Genomic DNA, 14,370 nt, shown 5'->3' on the forward strand with positions numbered 1-14,370 from the left:
GATGCCGGCCCGATTCCTATCGCGGCGGAAGTGTCGACATGACGGTTAGCAGCGCCACCTCGAGCACATCGGGCACCACGTCGACCAGTTCTGCCAGTACGGTGACAACGACCGGCACGACCAATTCGACCAGCATCGATTGGGATGCCCTGATCGAGGCCGAGGTCAATGCCAAGCTCACAGCGGCGACCTCGATCACCACGACGATCACCGCGAACCAGGCCAAGATCACCGCCTACCAATCCCTCCAGACCGAGCTGTCCACGCTGGCCACGGGTCTGTCGTCGCTCAGCACCTCGATCATCAATTCGATTGCCACCAACGCGTTCGCCACGCGGGCGGCGACGATCTCGTCCACCGGTGACGTCAGCGCCTCGTCGGCGCTCAACATGAGCGTCAACAGCGGCTCGGCGACCGGCGATCACACGCTCCAGATCACCCAGCTCGCGACCGCGCAGAAGGTGATCGGTGCCTCACAGTCGAGCAGCTCGACGGCGCTGGGCCTGTCCGGCACTTTTTCGCTCGGCCTGTCCGGCGGCACCAGCACGGCGATCTCGATCACCAGCGGCATGTCGATGCAGGATGTCGTCGACACCATCAACGCCCAGACCTCGACCACCAACGTCCAGGCCTCGATCGTCCAGGTGTCGAGCGGGTCCTATGAGATGGTGCTGACGGGGACACAGGACGCCGCCGACATCACCTATTCGTCGACGTCGGGCGACGACATCCTGAACAAGCTCGGCGTCACCGACACGTCCGGAGCGTTCACCGACGTGCTGCAGAAGTCGCAGTCCGCGGAGTTCACCCTCGACGGCATCGCGCTCACGCGGAACACCAACGACATTTCCGACGTCCTGTCCGGCGTCACGTTCGACCTGCTGCAGCCGACGCCGAGCGGCACCAGCCTGAACATCAGCATCGAGACCGACACCAGCCAGATCACGTCCGCGCTGCAGACCTTCGTCACCAACTACAACGCATTTCGCGACCAGGTGATCGCGCAGTCGGCGCAGAACTCTGACGGCACGGCCGCATCAAGCGCGGTGCTGTTCGGCGACAGCACGATGCGCGATATCATGACGCGGCTGCAGCAGGTGCTCAGCGGGACGGTCGGCGGCATGACGATGGCCGATCTCGGCCTGTCCTTCAACGAGAACAACGAGCTCCAGTTCGATACCGGCACGCTGTCGACGGTGCTGACGCAAAATCTCGCCGGCGTCACCCAATTGCTGTCGGCGCAGACCAACACTTCCTCCAGCCAGCTCAGTGTGGTCAATACCGGCACATCGCCGCAATCCTTCACGCTCGACCTCACGGTGGACTCCACCGGTATGCTGACCGGAGCCTCGGTCGGCGGCGACAGCTCCGGCTTTTCGGTGGTCGGTAACACCATCATCGGCAATTCGGGCACGATCTACGCTGGCATGGCCTTCACCTATACGGGCTCGACCTCGCAGTCGATCACGGTGACATCGTCGTCCGGCCTCGCGACGCAACTCTACCAGCTCGCGCACACCAGTTCCGGCACCAGCGGTCAGCTGCAGACGCTGATCACCAACTTGCAGTCGCGCGATACCGACCTACAGTCCCAGGTCAGCGACATTCAGAGCAATGCGGCGACGTTCAAGGCCCAGCTGCAGGTTCAATACGCCAATTACCAGGCGGCCATCGAAAGCGCGAACAACACGCTGGGCTACCTGAAAGCACTCCTAGACGCATCATCGAGTAACTAATGACCCAGAACGCGACCGCCTACCAAGCCAACAATGCCTATCGATCCGCCGCGGTGGCGGTGCCGCCGTTGAAGGCGGTCGTGATGCTGTGCGACGGCGCGATCACGCTGTTGCAGAAGGCGCTGGACGCGCACGAGGCGAAACGATTCGAGGAAGGGCACATCTATCTGACGCGGGCGACCGCGATCCTGCGCGGGCTGAGCCACAATCTCGACTTCACCCGCGGCGGCGCGATGGCCGATCGTCTCTACCGCACCTATAACGCCCTGATCATGGCGTGCCTGCGCTCCTATGGCCGGCCGCAGGCCAGGGACAATTTCCGGCGCATCATCGCAAGCCTGGTGGAATTGCGCGACGCCTGGAAGTTCGTCGAGGCGACCGCCGGCAAGGCCGCCAAGGCCAGGGCACTCGACAGGACGCTCGAATCAGCCGCCGGCCGCTGAGCCCGGAGAGAGCCGCGAATCACCCGGCGAGGGCGTTTAGCCGGCGCAGCAGAGGCTTGGGCGGCGCCCTGGTTGAGGAAAATAGCCGCCCGGCGAGCACCATGCTGGACCTGACGCGACAGCGGCGGAAATTGATTTCCGCCATCCCGCGAATGCTTTATGACAGCCTTGGCGACGAGGCTGGATCTGCGCGCGCGATGGATGTTGCGACATTCGAAGACCTGATCGACCGGCTGGGGGAGGATCTGTCCCGCTGGCCCGACGATCAACGTCTTGCCGCCGTCCAGCTCCTTGCATCCTCGGCTGAGGCGCGGACACTCTACGAGGAGGCGGGAGCGGTACGCCGCGCGCTCGCGGCGCCGCCGGTTCGCGCACCCAAGGGCCTTGCCGACCGCATCGTGACCGCGGCGGCGAAATTGCCCCAGAAGCCTATTTCGGGGCCGGTCCCGGCTGACGATCAGCCGAACGATGCACAACCACCGGGCCGATCCGCACCGCAAGGCAAGGTGCTGCCGGCGCTGCTGCTGGCCCTCTGCCTGTTGCCCGCATTGACGCCGCCGGCGTTGATGCTCGGCGAGCCGGATCTGCCGATCAGCCTCTCGCTCTAAGACGTTCCGCATTGCCATTGCAGCTGTCCGCGTGCTTTCGCGGCGAGATGCTTGCGCACGCCTGCGAGCCACGAATCCGCAACGGACACGGCAAATTCTGCCGCTTCATCAGGTGATTCCGGGTGGATGAATTCGCGCCTGAAATCGGCGCGTCATCCGTTTTATCTGCGAACGACATCACGACCCCAATGTTCCACCGCGTTCCGTCGCGCATTCCGCGGCGAAGAGAGCCTTGTCATGACCGTCTCCTCGGCAACCTCTGCTGCAACCTCCACCACGTCGAGCTCGTCGTCGAGCGCGTCGATGGGGATGAGCTCGACCGATTTCCTCAACCTTCTCGTCAGCGAGCTGCAAAATCAGGATCCGCTGAACGCCACCAGCACGACCGACTTCATCAACCAGCTCACCTCCTACGCCAACTTCACCGAGCAGCAGTCGACCAACGCCAGCATGACGTCGCTGGCGAGCTCGTTCTCGAGTCTCGTGACGCTCAACTCGGTCAACTATATCGGCCACACCGTCGAGGCGAAGACCAACACGGCGGAGCTGACCAACGGCTCGGCGACGTTCGGCTACTCGCTCACCTCGGCCGCCTCCAACGTTGCGATCACGATCCAGGACTCCTCGGGCAATACGGTGTGGAGCGGCAAGGGGACCGGAACCGCCGGCTCCAACAGCTTCACCTGGAACGGCCAGACCTCCGACGGCACCCAGCTCAAGGACGGCGGCCAGTACACGATTCAGGTGACCGCGACCGACTCCGCCGGAAACTCGCTGCTCAGCTACACCACGATGACGGGAACGGTGACCGGCATCGATGCCTCCGGCCCGACGCCCTCGCTGCTTGTGAACGGCGTGCCCGTCAGCGCCGCCAACATCATCGGCGTCACGTCCTGATTGCTACCGGAGTAATATCATGAGTCTCACTGGTGCTCTTTCCTCGGCGATCTCGGCGCTCAATGCGCAGAGCCAGTCGCTGGCAATGATTTCCGACAACATTTCCAACGCCGATACCACGGGCTACAAGACCACGTCGGCGATGTTCCAGGATCTGGTGACCGCGTCGAACAGCGCCACCTCATATACGTCCGGCGGCGTCACGGTGTCCGGCCGCGCCAACATCACCCAGCAGGGCTTGCTGTCCGCGACCACCAACGCAACCGACGTCGCGATCCAGGGCAGCGGCTTCTTCGTCACCACCAACGCGACGTCCGGCGGCACCACCTCTTATACACGCAACGGCGCGTTCACCACCGACAATCTGGGCTACCTCGTCAACAACGGCAACTACCTCGAGGGCTGGCGCACCGACGCTGACGGCAACATCATCGGCAATGCCTCCGCCGCGAGCCTCGGGCCAATCAACACGCAGGTTGCCTCCACCAGCGGCAGCGCCACCACCAAGACCACGGTCGCGGCGAACCTGCCGGCCGATGCCGCCGTCGGTGCGACCTTCAATAGCTCGATGACGGTCTACGATTCGCTTGGCACGGCAAGCACGATCCAGATCGACTGGAAAAAGACCGCCGACAACAGCTGGCAGGCCAGTTTCGAAACGCCAAAGCTCGCGTCGGACTCCACGACAGACAGTGCCAACGCGATCACCGATACGGTAGATATCACCTTCAACAGCGACGGCTCGCTCGCCTCGACCAGCCCGAGCCCTCCCGTCATCTCGGTGACGGGTTGGAAGGATGGGGCGGCCGACAGTTCTGCCGCGAACGGCACGGCCATCACGCTCAATCTCGGTACGGCCGGCAAGACCGACGGCCTGACGCAGTATTCATCGGGTGAGACCACGCCAGCGGTCGATCTCACCAGCATCACGTCGGACGGTCTGCCCTATGGCAAGCTGAGCAGCATTTCGATCGGCAAGGGCGGCGTGGTCGACGCGACCTACTCCAACGGGCAGACGATCGCGATCTACAAGATTGCGGTCGCGACCTTCAGCGACCCCAACGGATTGAGCGCGGCCAGCGACGGCATGTACTCCGCGACGGCCGCCTCCGGCAACGCCACGCTGCAGACCTCGGGCACCAATGGTGCCGGCACGATCTACGGCAGCGAACTGGAGTCGAGCACCACCGACACCAGCGGCCAGTTCTCCAACATGATCTCGGCGCAGCAGGCCTATTCGGCGGCGTCGCAGGTGATCACCACCGTCGACAAGATGTTCGATACGCTGATCTCGGCGGTGTCGCGATGATGACCGAAAAGAAAAATGACCGCTTGCTGGTCAGGCTTCAGCGGCTGAAGGCGAGGGCCGCTTCGGTCCGGCCGGACGATCGGGCGCAGCTCCGTGCGTTGCTCGACGATGTCGGAACGTTGCGGGATCAGTTGATGCGCGAATGCGCGCGGCTCGACCAGGAACTCAACCGGGCCGCGGTCCGGGTAACGGCAATCACCGCGTACGGGCGCAGCGCACAATCGGTTCGCGCCCTGCGTCGCGGACACTAGCTTGAACGGGAGCGATGACATGACACCGGAACGCAACATCAAGATCAATCCCGCGGGCAATGACGAGCGCGCAAGGTCGTTGATCGCGCTGATCGACAATCTGATCGCGATCGTGAACGAGGAGAATGTCGAGCTCGCCAAGGGCTTGCCGGCCTCGCGGTTGAAGGAGGTCGACGAGAAGCACCGCCTTGCCACCCTGTTCGACCAGTGTGTGGCGGAGGCGGTCGGCAAGACGGCAAATCTCCACGTTCAGGATCGCGTGCTGCGCGAGCAGCTGATGGACCGGATCCTGAAGCTGCGCATGGCGATGGACGAGAACGTGATGCGGCTGCGCGCGGCGATCGATGCCAGCAATCGCAGGATCGAGGCCATCATGCAGGCGATCCGCGAGCAGATCGCCAACGTATCGCCTTATGGCGCCGGCGGCCGTCGCGTCACGCCGGCGATGTCCTACGGCACCAATGTGCGGGCCTGATCGGGCCGACGCCGGAGGGAGTGGGTCGTGTCGTCGCTCGATATTGCACGAAGCATCGCATTCAGCGGGCTGTCAGCCACGCAGGTGCAGATCAGCGTAGCCTCGGCCAATATTTCCAATGCCGACACCAAGGGCTATACCGAGAAGACCGCCAACCAGAGCAGCAGCGTCACCTCCGGTGTCGGTACCGGCGTCACGATCACAGGGATCAGCAGCGCGGTCGACAAGCTGCTCCTGAAGTCGCTGGTCGGGGCCGATTCCGATCTCGGCGCCGCCGACACCACCAACAGCTTTCTGACCGAGCTCCAGCAGCTCTATGGCAGCACATCGAGCTCGGACAGCTCCACGACGGGCACCTCGCTGGCCAACACGATCGCGGCATTCGAGTCGGCGTTGTCGTCGCTGGCGAGCACGCCGAGCAGTGCGTCGCTGCAATCGAACGCCGTCAGCGCGCTTGCGGCGGTGACGACGCAATTGCAGCAGACCTCGAGCGGCATCCAGACGCTGCGCTCCAATGCCGACCAGGACATCGCATCGTCGGTTACCGACATCAATTCCGACCTGCAGCAGATCTCCGACCTCAACAAGCAGATCAGGCAGCAGGCGGCAGCCGGGCAGTCGACGGCCGATCTGGAGGACCAGCGCAACAGCGCGCTGCAGGATCTCGCGTCGATGATGAATGTGAGCTACTTCACCACGTCGAGCGGCGATCTGCAGGTCTATACTGGCTCGGGGCAGGCGCTGGTCGATAGCACGGCGCATCCGCTGAGCTATACGGCGCTGCCCAGCGTCACGGCGTCGACGACGTATAGCGCGGGATCGTCGAGCGGTTTCAGCGGTATCACCGTCAACGGGGTCGACATCACCTCGCAGATCTCCTCAGGCAAGGTCAGTGCGCTGATCACGCTGCGCGACCAGACGCTGCCGGCGGCGCAGTCGCAGCTCGACGAGTTGGCTCAGCAATTGACCGCGACCGTCAACGCTGTGTCCAACCAGGGCACATCGGTGCCGCCGCCGGCCAGCCTGACCGGAACTGCCCCCGTGAGCAGCACGACACCGTTCTCGGCAACCGGCACGGTGCGCATCGCGGTTGCGGACAAGAGCGGCAACCTGGTGTCGTACCAAGACCTCGATCTGTCATCCTACGCCACGGTCGGTGATCTCGCCACTGCGATCAACGGTATCTCGGGGCTGTCAGCTTCGGTCGATGCCAATGGACACTTGTCGATCTCGGCGACCACATCCGGCAACGGCGTTGCGATCAACGAGATGACGAGCTCGGTCGGCAGTTCGAGTGAGGGCTTTTCGGATTACTTCGGGTTCAACGACCTGATCACAGGGACCGGCGCGTCCGACATCGCCGTTCGCAGCGACATTCTGAACGGCACGGCGGCGCTGCCGACGGCGACGCTCGATGCGTCGTCCATGCTGACGGCCGGAAACTCGGTGCTGTCGCCGGGCTCGGCGACGGTGGTGAACGCGCTCTCGAGCGCGCTGACGGGGTCGACCAATTTCGGCATGGCCGGCGGCCTCGGCGCGACCACCGGCTCTTTTACGGACTACGCGGCCGCCATCGTTGCTAACGTCGCCGGCAAGGCGACCCAGGCATCGGCGGCCTATACCGCAAAGCAGACGGCGCAGGCGACCTATGCGAATTCGCTGTCGTCGCAGTCCGGCGTCAACATTGACGAGGAATCCGCAAATCTGAGTGCGTTGCAGAACAAATATGCTGCCGCGTCCCAGATCATTACCGCCATCAACGCCATGTTTTCGGCGCTGATGACCGCGATGAGCGCCAGCTGAGCCCGAGGCCGTCGTCATGATGATGCGTGTTGCCACCTTTGCACAGTCGGACCAGATGATCTCAAACGCGCTGCGGGTTCAGGCGGTGATGGCCAACGAGCAGGTGCAGGAGTCCTCCGGGCTGCAGTCCGAGGATTTCGGCGGCTACGGTTCCGGCGCCGGACGCGTCATCAATTTGCAGGTGTCGGTGACGCGCGCGCAGTCCTATATCGATGCCAGCCAACTCGCCGACAACAAGGTGCAGGTGATGTATTCGGCGGTCGGCTCGGTGACCGACATCATCACGCAGCTGCGGACCCAGCTCAGCGCAGCCACCACCGGCAGCAGCACGGCGACGGCATCGGTGATCAACTATGCGCAGCAGGCCATGGCGCAGATGCAGGGGCTGCTCAACACTCAGTATGACGGCGAATATGTCTTCAGCGGCGCCCGCACCGACACCGCGCCGGCCGACCTGTCGAGCTATGGGACGGGCACCGGATCGCTGACGACATCAGACACCAGCTACTACAAGGGCGACGGCGAGATCGCGTCCGTGCGCGTGTCGGACAGCCAGTCGATCTCCTACGGCATCACCGCCGACAATCCGGCGTTCGAGCAGGTGATGCGGCTCTTGAAATACGTCGGCAACAGCTCGAATTTGTCGTCGAGCGATGTCTCGCAGGCACTCGACCTCGCCAGCAATGCGCTGGATGCGACGTCCACCGTGCAGGCAAAGCTGTCGACCGCGGCGTCGCAGATCGAGACCGCCAGCACGAATCAGAGCGACTACCAAAATTTTGCGAAGACGCTGTCGACGGACCTCACCAGCGTCGACGTTGCGGCCGTGACGGCGCAGCTTTCGACCTATCAGGCGCAGCTGACGGCGTCCTATTCGGCGATCTCCAAGATCCAGAGCATGAATCTGGCGAGCTATTTGCGATAGCCATCGCCGGCATCACCGGTTCAGGATCTTCAGCCAGACATCGCCGAGGATGATCGGCTCGCGCGGCGGAAGCCAGGTGAGGCCGGCGGCTTTTCCGAGCTCGGCGATGGTGCCCTTGGCCTGCAGATCGGCGAGGACCTTGTTGACGGATTCCAGCAGCGCCTTGTCGGTTTCGAGCGCAACGTAACCGCGGTTGGCGCCGATCGGATAATAGTAGCCCGACGCCGTGATCCTGGTGTCCGGATGTTCAGCGCGGTAGGCGTCGAAGCGGCGCAGGTCGAGCAGCGTGGCGTCGAATTCGCCGCGTTCCAACTCTCCGAGCAGGTCGCTGCGCCCTGGAACGAGGTGCGTGATGTCGTCGATCAGCTTTCCCTTGTCGAAGGTCATCAGGATGGCATCGCCCAGCGTGCCGCTTTCGATCGTCAGGCGAAGGCCGGCCAGATCGCCGATATCGGTGATCTTGCGCTCCTTGATCTTGTCCTTGGCCTTGGGACCGAGGACGACGGTCATCGGCGAATAGATATAGGGCTGGCTTGGCGCCAGCACCCCGATCGGGATCCGCCGGCGGCGATCCTCGCGGGTGGCGCCGTCGAAGTCCGGCAGCTTGGCCGTCGTGACGCCGGGCGCCTTCAGCGAGTCCTTGGTGAGGGCGTAGCCGCCGACAAGCGAGCAGCGCCCGTCCGACAGCAGCGCGTTGGCTTCGAGCGCGGGGCTCGAATCTTCGTCGAGCTTGCTCTCGAACCACTGGATCTTGAGCGGCCGTCCAAGCCGCTCGGCAATGGCCTGGGCGAGCGCCACGTCGAAGCCGGCATCCGGTTTGCCGCGATGATGCGCCGACAGCGGCGGCAGATCCTCGTCGAGGCATACCGTGAGCGGGTCGTCGGCAGCGTGTGCTGCCGCCGATATGGCAAGAAGCAGAGCTGTCGCGGCGCCCGCAAGCAGAGCCCTCATGGGCTCCTCCGGCTCGACACGAAGGCCCAGACGTCGGCGATCTCCTGCTCGTTCAGGATGTCGACCCAGGGCGGCATCTTGCCGTTCTTGCCTTGCTTTACGGTGGTCACGAAGCGCGTCTTGTCGTCGGGAAACGCGCGCAAGTCCGGCGTGATGGTGCCGGAGTTGACCATGTTGGGCCCATGGCAATGCGAGCAGTTCTTGGCGTAGGTGACCTTGCCCTGGTCGGCCTGACCCTGAAGGTCGATTGCGGTGGTTTGCTGTGCGGCGGCCGGGATCAACATGATCAAGGCCGTCGCGACGGCGGCGAAGATCGCCGCCGTCAACAGGGTTACTCGTTCAGTCACGTGTGCTCCGCGCTCAGTTCTTGACCGCGAAAACCCACAGCGAGCCGCCGGGTGGAACCTTGGCAAGCCGCTCGTCGCCCGAGAACAGCGAATAGACGCCGCCATAGCCGGAGGTGACGGCGACATACTGCACGCCGTCCTGCTGCCAGGTGACGGGTTGTCCTTCGATGCCGGAGCCGGTCTGGAACTGCCAGAGTTTCTTGCCGGTGTCGGCATCGAACGCCTCGAATTCGCCGGTCAGCTGACCGGAGAACACCACGCCGCCGCCGGTGGAGAGCACGCCGGAGAAGCGCGGAATGTCGCTCGGCGCTTCCCACTTCGCCTTGCCGGTCATCGGATCGATCGCCTTCAGGTGGCCGCGCGGTCCGGTGCCCCATTCCCAGGGATCGGTGAGATCCATGCCGAGATACCATTCGCCCTGCTTGAACGTCACCGGCTCGGCCTTGTACTTGCCGCCGAAGGCGAGCGTGTTGGCGTAGGCGAGGCCGGTCTGCGGATTGAACGACATCGGCTCCCAGTTCTTGCCGCCGAGGATCGACGGGTAGACCGTGACCTTCTTGCCTTCACGCGCATCCTTGGTGATGTCGGTCTCGATCGGCCGTCCGGTCTTCATGTCAATGCCGGTGGCCCAGTTGACGTTCACATAAGGATTGGCCGCGAGCAGCTTTCCGTTGGTGCGATCGAGCACGTAGAAGAAGCCGTTGCGGTTGGCGTCCATCAGCACCTTGGTCGGTTTGCCGTCGACATTCATGTCGGCGAGCACCATCTCGGCCACCGAGTCGTAGTCGAACGGGTTGTTCGGCGAGAACTGGTAGTGCCACTTGATCTTGCCGGTCTTCGGATCGAGCGCCAGCACCGAGCAGGTGTAGAGGTTGTCGCCGGGACGCACCGCCGAGTTGAACGGTCCGGGATTGCCGATGCCCCAATACACCGTGTTCAGTTCGGGATCGTAGGAGCCGGTGATCCAGGTCGAGCCACCGCCGAGCTTCCAGGTGTCGCCCTTCCAGGTGTCGCCACCGGGCTCGTCCGGGGTCGGGATCGAGTAGGTCCGCCAGAGCTTCTTGCCGGTTGCCGGATCCCAGCCATCGATGAAGCCGCGGGTACCGAATTCGGCGCCCGAGATGCCAGTGATCACGACGCCGTCGGCGACCAGCGGGGCCACCGTCATCGAGTAGCCTTCCTTGATATCCGCAGCCTTCTGGCGCCATAGCTCCTTGCCGGTCTTGGCATCGAGCGCGATCACGTTGGCGTCGAGTGTGGTGCGGAACACCTTGCCGTCATACAGCGCGGCACCGCGATTGATGATGCCGCAGCAAACGATGCGCGGCGTCTCGGCGGGATACTCGACCTTGGTCTTCCAGATCTGCTTGCCGGATTTGGCGTCGATCGCGATCGTGGCGTTGTGCGTGGTGACGTAAATGACGCCCTGGTAGACGAGTGGCTGCGATTCCTCGCTGCGGTCGTCGTTCAAACTGTAATTCCAGACCGGCACCAGATTTTTGACGGTGTCCTTGTTGATCTGGTTCAGCGTCGAGAAGCGCTGAAGATTGTAGCCCATTCCATAATTGAGAACGTTCGATGTATCAGTCGCACCCTTGACCAACTGCTCGCTGGTCTGGGCGCTTGCCCCATAGGATGCAAGAATTACGAGGCTCGCGGCCAGCGCAATACGTCTCATCATATCCTCCCAATGAACCTTTTTCTGCACGCCTATTCCTGACGTTGCGGACGGAACCATCCGCCTGAAACCAAAACGGGTCAATACGAAAACGTGAACGAGCGCCCGCTAACCGCGCGAGGCCGGTCGAAGGCGTCAGGTTTTGGCAAACGCGCCGGTGGCTTACCGTCGCGTGGAATACGCTACACCAGTGCAGCCCGCCGTTATGCCGCAGCGCGAACGGTCAGCTTGACGGTGTGGGGGGACAGACACTCGGCCGCGCTTTCGCGCCCCGCTTGTCCGGCGGCACATTGCAATTATCGATACGCTGCTCGTCGGTCCACTTGCGGCCGAGCCGCTCCTTGCCGGTGAGCACGCGCTGCGGGACTGCCTCCGCCGATGGGGCAGGGTGCTGGGTCTGCGCGGACACGGGCGCGATCAGACCGAATGCAACGAGGCAGCCCAATGCGTTCCTGCAAATACTGGTCATGGGTCACCTCGCTCGTTGTGGTGCAATCGAGAGCGCCACAGATGGCCTGTGAGGCAATCGCTTTCCACCCGAATTCCGACAGGATTTCGCCGCGTACACGAACCGTGGGAAGCTCCGCTGAAGAAGCTGCTATGGTAGGGTCCGATCGCAGGCGCTCCGTGTCTTCGCCGGAGCGGCACTTACGGGAGACGAACGATGATTTCGCGCCGATCGCTTGCGCTGAGTTTGGCTATGGTTGTCCTGTCAGGTCCCGCGTTGGCCGCATCGGGCGGCCGCAGTGCGCTCAGGATGCTCGACCCCGATAATGACGGCACGGTCGACCTTGCCGAAGCCAAGAAGGCTGCCGCCGACCTGTTCGCGAAGCTTGATCCCGACCATGACGGCACGCTCGACGCGCGCGAATTGCGCGGACGGCTGACCGCGAAAGAACTGGCCGCTGCCGATCCGGATCACGACGGCACCCTGACGCTCGACGAATACCTTGCGGTCGTCGAGCAGCGCTTCAAGGCCGCCGATCCCGACAATGACGGAACGCTGGACGCGAAAGAGTTGAAGTCGCGTGCCGGCCGGGCCCTGCTGCGCCTGCTCAAATAGCTTACGAGCCGGTGAACTTTGCCGGGGCGGATTGCCGGATATTGACGCAGGATTCCGCGCATAACAAAAAAAGTTGCGATTTCGCTCTTGGGCAAGACGCGGCTGGATGAATCGGGTCTCCTTACCCGCGCGTCGCCGCCCGGCAGCCGGAAAATGCCCGACAGATCAGTGTCGGAGTTCCCGACGCCGGGTAGACGTCAGCGAACCGTCGTCCGCTTCGGCATGTCCAGCAGCGAAGTCGGGTCCTTACCCGGCCGGCTTGCGCCCTGGAAAAGGCAGCCCTAGCTTGCCGCGCGGCGCGAGGCTTGCGCCAACTTATGACTTGGGAGAAGGAAATGGCCTGGAAAACACCGAAGATCGTCGAAGTGCCGGTGGGCATGGAAATCAACATGTACGCCTGCGCAGCGCGCAAATAATCTTAAGACAAGTAACGCGAGACAGCCTGCCCGGCTCGTGCAGCGCGCTGCATCGAGCCGGGCAGGCGTCTTTTGTGGAAAGTGTCTTTCGCGGGCCCTGATGCGGCCGCTCGGACAGCTTCCCTCATACCCTTCCCACAAGACCTTGAGACCGACACCACCTGCGCGATTGGCGGGCCTTGCTGCTTTGTCCTACAGTGTGGCCTGAGGCGGTGGTGCGGGGACGATGAATCCAAAGATCAAGACCGGGCGTTGGGCGGGGATGCTGTGCGCGGTGGTTGCCGGCATCGCGGCGGTGCTGCCGCCTCGCGCCTATGCCGAGGACTTTGATACCGAGCACATCTTCGGCTTCATGATCGGCTCCGACGTGGGCAATGTCGGCGAGCGTGAATTCCAGAGCCAGACCACCGGGCGCTTCGCCAAGGACGGCGGCCGGTATCGCACGCTCAATCAGGAAATGGAGCTCGAGCTCGTGCCCGCGCCGAATTTTCGCGTCGAGCTCGGAACGTCATTCAGCGCATACGACATCAGCCGCGTTCCCGGTCTTGACGATCGGCGCCAGCTGTCGTGGCAGAGCGTCTCGGTCGATTTCCGCTATCGCTTTCTGAATCGCGAGGCGGCACCTTTTGGCATGACGGTCGCGCTGGAGACGCGAGCCGATCGCGTCGACGAGACGACGGCCGCGGCGGTCCGCAGTTATGGCACCGAACTCACGGTCGCGTTCGACCGCGAGGTGATCCCGAATTTTGTCATCGCGGCCCTTAACCTAAGCTATGAGCCGGAATGGACGCGCACGCCGCGCACCGGCGCTGCGGATCAGGATGCAACCATCGGTGCGGCATTCGGCCTGATGGCCAGGGTTAAGCCGGATATCCTGATCGGCGGCGAAGCGCGCTATTTCAGGAAGTATGAAGGAATCGGCCTGGATGAACTGTCAGGGCAGGCGCTGTTCATCGGGCCCACCGCCTATTTCCAGCTCTCCGAACGTTCACGCCTGACCGCGACCTGGAGCGTCCAGGCCTGGGGGCAGCGGGCCGGGAGCAACGCTGCCCTCGACCTCGTCAATTTCGAGCGCCACCAGGCGCGGCTGGTGTACGGTTTGAACTTCTAGAGCGTGAAGCCTCTGGCACCGGGTTCCCCAACTTTTCACGGGGCTGTGAAACCCGGACTTGGCGGATTACGTATTTCGTCGTGTTATCTATTGCATGAGCACGCTTGGGGATCGCGCATGAACCCGATTGATCTGATCGTCACTGTATGTGCCGTGCTGTCGCCCGCCACCTGCGAGGAGCAGCATCTGGTGTTCAACTGGAACGGCTCGCTGCAGCAATGCGCCATGGCCGCGCCGCCTTACATCGCGCGATGGGTCGGCGAACATCCGAAATGGACTGCGGTGCGCTGGCGTTGCGAATATCCGCACAGCAACGATCGGGCCGGCGCGGGCGGCGAGCCGCCGGCGGGTTAGCCT

Annotated in this window: 17 protein-coding genes; 13 read left to right on the forward strand and 4 right to left on the reverse strand. The window is 63.4% G+C overall.

Features of this window, described 5'->3' with window-relative positions:
- Positions 1–38 precede the first annotated feature (38 nt).
- The 9 genes from fliD to IF803_RS33160 all read left to right on the forward strand — a co-directional run bounded on the left by fliD (position 39) and on the right by IF803_RS33160 (position 8,447).
- Positions 39–1,736, forward strand: a complete 1,698-nt coding sequence (fliD, locus tag IF803_RS33120) for a flagellar filament capping protein FliD (protein WP_028340074.1) — start codon at positions 39–41, stop codon at positions 1,734–1,736.
- Positions 1,736–2,179: a flagellar export chaperone FliS gene (locus IF803_RS33125; RefSeq protein WP_028340075.1), complete on the forward strand. Its 444-nt coding sequence runs from the start codon at positions 1,736–1,738 to the stop codon at positions 2,177–2,179. The genes fliD and IF803_RS33125 overlap by 1 nt, the downstream gene beginning before the upstream one ends.
- Positions 2,180–2,280: 101 nt before the next feature.
- Positions 2,281–2,787 carry a hypothetical protein gene (locus IF803_RS33130; RefSeq protein WP_420888141.1) on the forward strand — a complete coding sequence of 169 codons (507 nt, stop codon included), beginning with the start codon at positions 2,281–2,283 and terminating at the stop codon, positions 2,785–2,787.
- Positions 2,788–3,024: 237 nt separating this feature from the next.
- On the forward strand, positions 3,025–3,684 hold the full coding sequence (locus IF803_RS33135) for a flagellar hook assembly protein FlgD (protein WP_461195005.1): 660 nt from the start codon (positions 3,025–3,027) through the stop codon (positions 3,682–3,684).
- A gap of 19 nt (positions 3,685–3,703) precedes the next feature.
- Positions 3,704–4,993 carry a flagellar hook protein FlgE gene (flgE, locus tag IF803_RS33140; protein WP_028340077.1) on the forward strand — a complete coding sequence of 430 codons (1,290 nt, stop codon included), beginning with the start codon at positions 3,704–3,706 and terminating at the stop codon, positions 4,991–4,993.
- Entirely contained in the window at positions 4,990–5,244 is a 255-nt protein-coding gene (locus tag IF803_RS33145; protein WP_028340078.1) for a hypothetical protein, read from the forward strand. Before flgE ends, IF803_RS33145 begins: the two co-directional genes overlap by 4 nt.
- 19 nt (positions 5,245–5,263) lie before the next feature.
- On the forward strand, positions 5,264–5,719 hold the full coding sequence (locus tag IF803_RS33150; RefSeq protein WP_461195008.1) for a flagellar protein FlgN: 456 nt from the start codon (positions 5,264–5,266) through the stop codon (positions 5,717–5,719).
- A 27-nt stretch (positions 5,720–5,746) separates the two neighbouring features.
- A complete protein-coding gene (gene flgK, locus IF803_RS33155; RefSeq protein WP_461195010.1) occupies positions 5,747–7,522 on the forward strand; it encodes a flagellar hook-associated protein FlgK in 1,776 nt (591 codons plus the stop codon).
- A gap of 16 nt (positions 7,523–7,538) precedes the next feature.
- Positions 7,539–8,447, forward strand: a complete 909-nt coding sequence (locus IF803_RS33160; RefSeq protein ID WP_304496327.1) for a flagellin — start codon at positions 7,539–7,541, stop codon at positions 8,445–8,447.
- Between the two features lie 12 nt (positions 8,448–8,459).
- Here the strand turns inward: IF803_RS33160 and IF803_RS33165 are convergent, their stop codons facing one another.
- The 4 genes from IF803_RS33165 to IF803_RS33180 form a co-directional block, all read right to left on the reverse strand.
- On the reverse strand, positions 8,460–9,398 hold the full coding sequence (locus IF803_RS33165) for a substrate-binding periplasmic protein (protein ID WP_461195011.1): 939 nt from the start codon (positions 9,396–9,398) through the stop codon (positions 8,460–8,462).
- Entirely contained in the window at positions 9,395–9,682 is a 288-nt protein-coding gene (locus IF803_RS33170; RefSeq protein ID WP_304500349.1) for a c-type cytochrome, read from the reverse strand. Before IF803_RS33170 ends, IF803_RS33165 begins: the two co-directional genes overlap by 4 nt.
- A gap of 76 nt (positions 9,683–9,758) precedes the next feature.
- On the reverse strand, positions 9,759–11,423 hold the full coding sequence (locus IF803_RS33175) for a methanol/ethanol family PQQ-dependent dehydrogenase (RefSeq protein ID WP_461195024.1): 1,665 nt from the start codon (positions 11,421–11,423) through the stop codon (positions 9,759–9,761).
- 223 nt (positions 11,424–11,646) lie between these two features.
- A complete protein-coding gene (locus IF803_RS33180; protein ID WP_411781457.1) occupies positions 11,647–11,892 on the reverse strand; it encodes a hypothetical protein in 246 nt (81 codons plus the stop codon).
- Positions 11,893–12,087: 195 nt separating this feature from the next.
- Between IF803_RS33180 and IF803_RS33185 the strand changes: the two genes are divergently transcribed.
- The 4 genes from IF803_RS33185 (at position 12,088) to IF803_RS33200 (ending at position 14,367) form a co-directional block, all read left to right on the forward strand.
- Complete coding sequence (locus tag IF803_RS33185) at positions 12,088–12,486, forward strand: EF-hand domain-containing protein (protein ID WP_028340086.1); 399 nt, start codon at positions 12,088–12,090, stop codon at positions 12,484–12,486.
- A gap of 335 nt (positions 12,487–12,821) precedes the next feature.
- Positions 12,822–12,902, forward strand: a complete 81-nt coding sequence (gene pqqA, locus IF803_RS33190) for a pyrroloquinoline quinone precursor peptide PqqA (protein WP_009031067.1) — start codon at positions 12,822–12,824, stop codon at positions 12,900–12,902.
- 226 nt (positions 12,903–13,128) lie between these two features.
- Positions 13,129–14,013 (forward strand): hypothetical protein, encoded by an 885-nt coding sequence (locus IF803_RS33195; RefSeq protein WP_411781456.1) that lies wholly within the window; start codon positions 13,129–13,131, stop codon positions 14,011–14,013.
- Positions 14,014–14,130: 117 nt separating this feature from the next.
- A complete protein-coding gene (locus IF803_RS33200; protein ID WP_028340088.1) occupies positions 14,131–14,367 on the forward strand; it encodes a hypothetical protein in 237 nt (78 codons plus the stop codon).
- Positions 14,368–14,370 lie beyond the last annotated feature (3 nt).

The sequence above is a fragment of the Bradyrhizobium sp. UFLA06-06 genome, assembly GCF_054820065.1.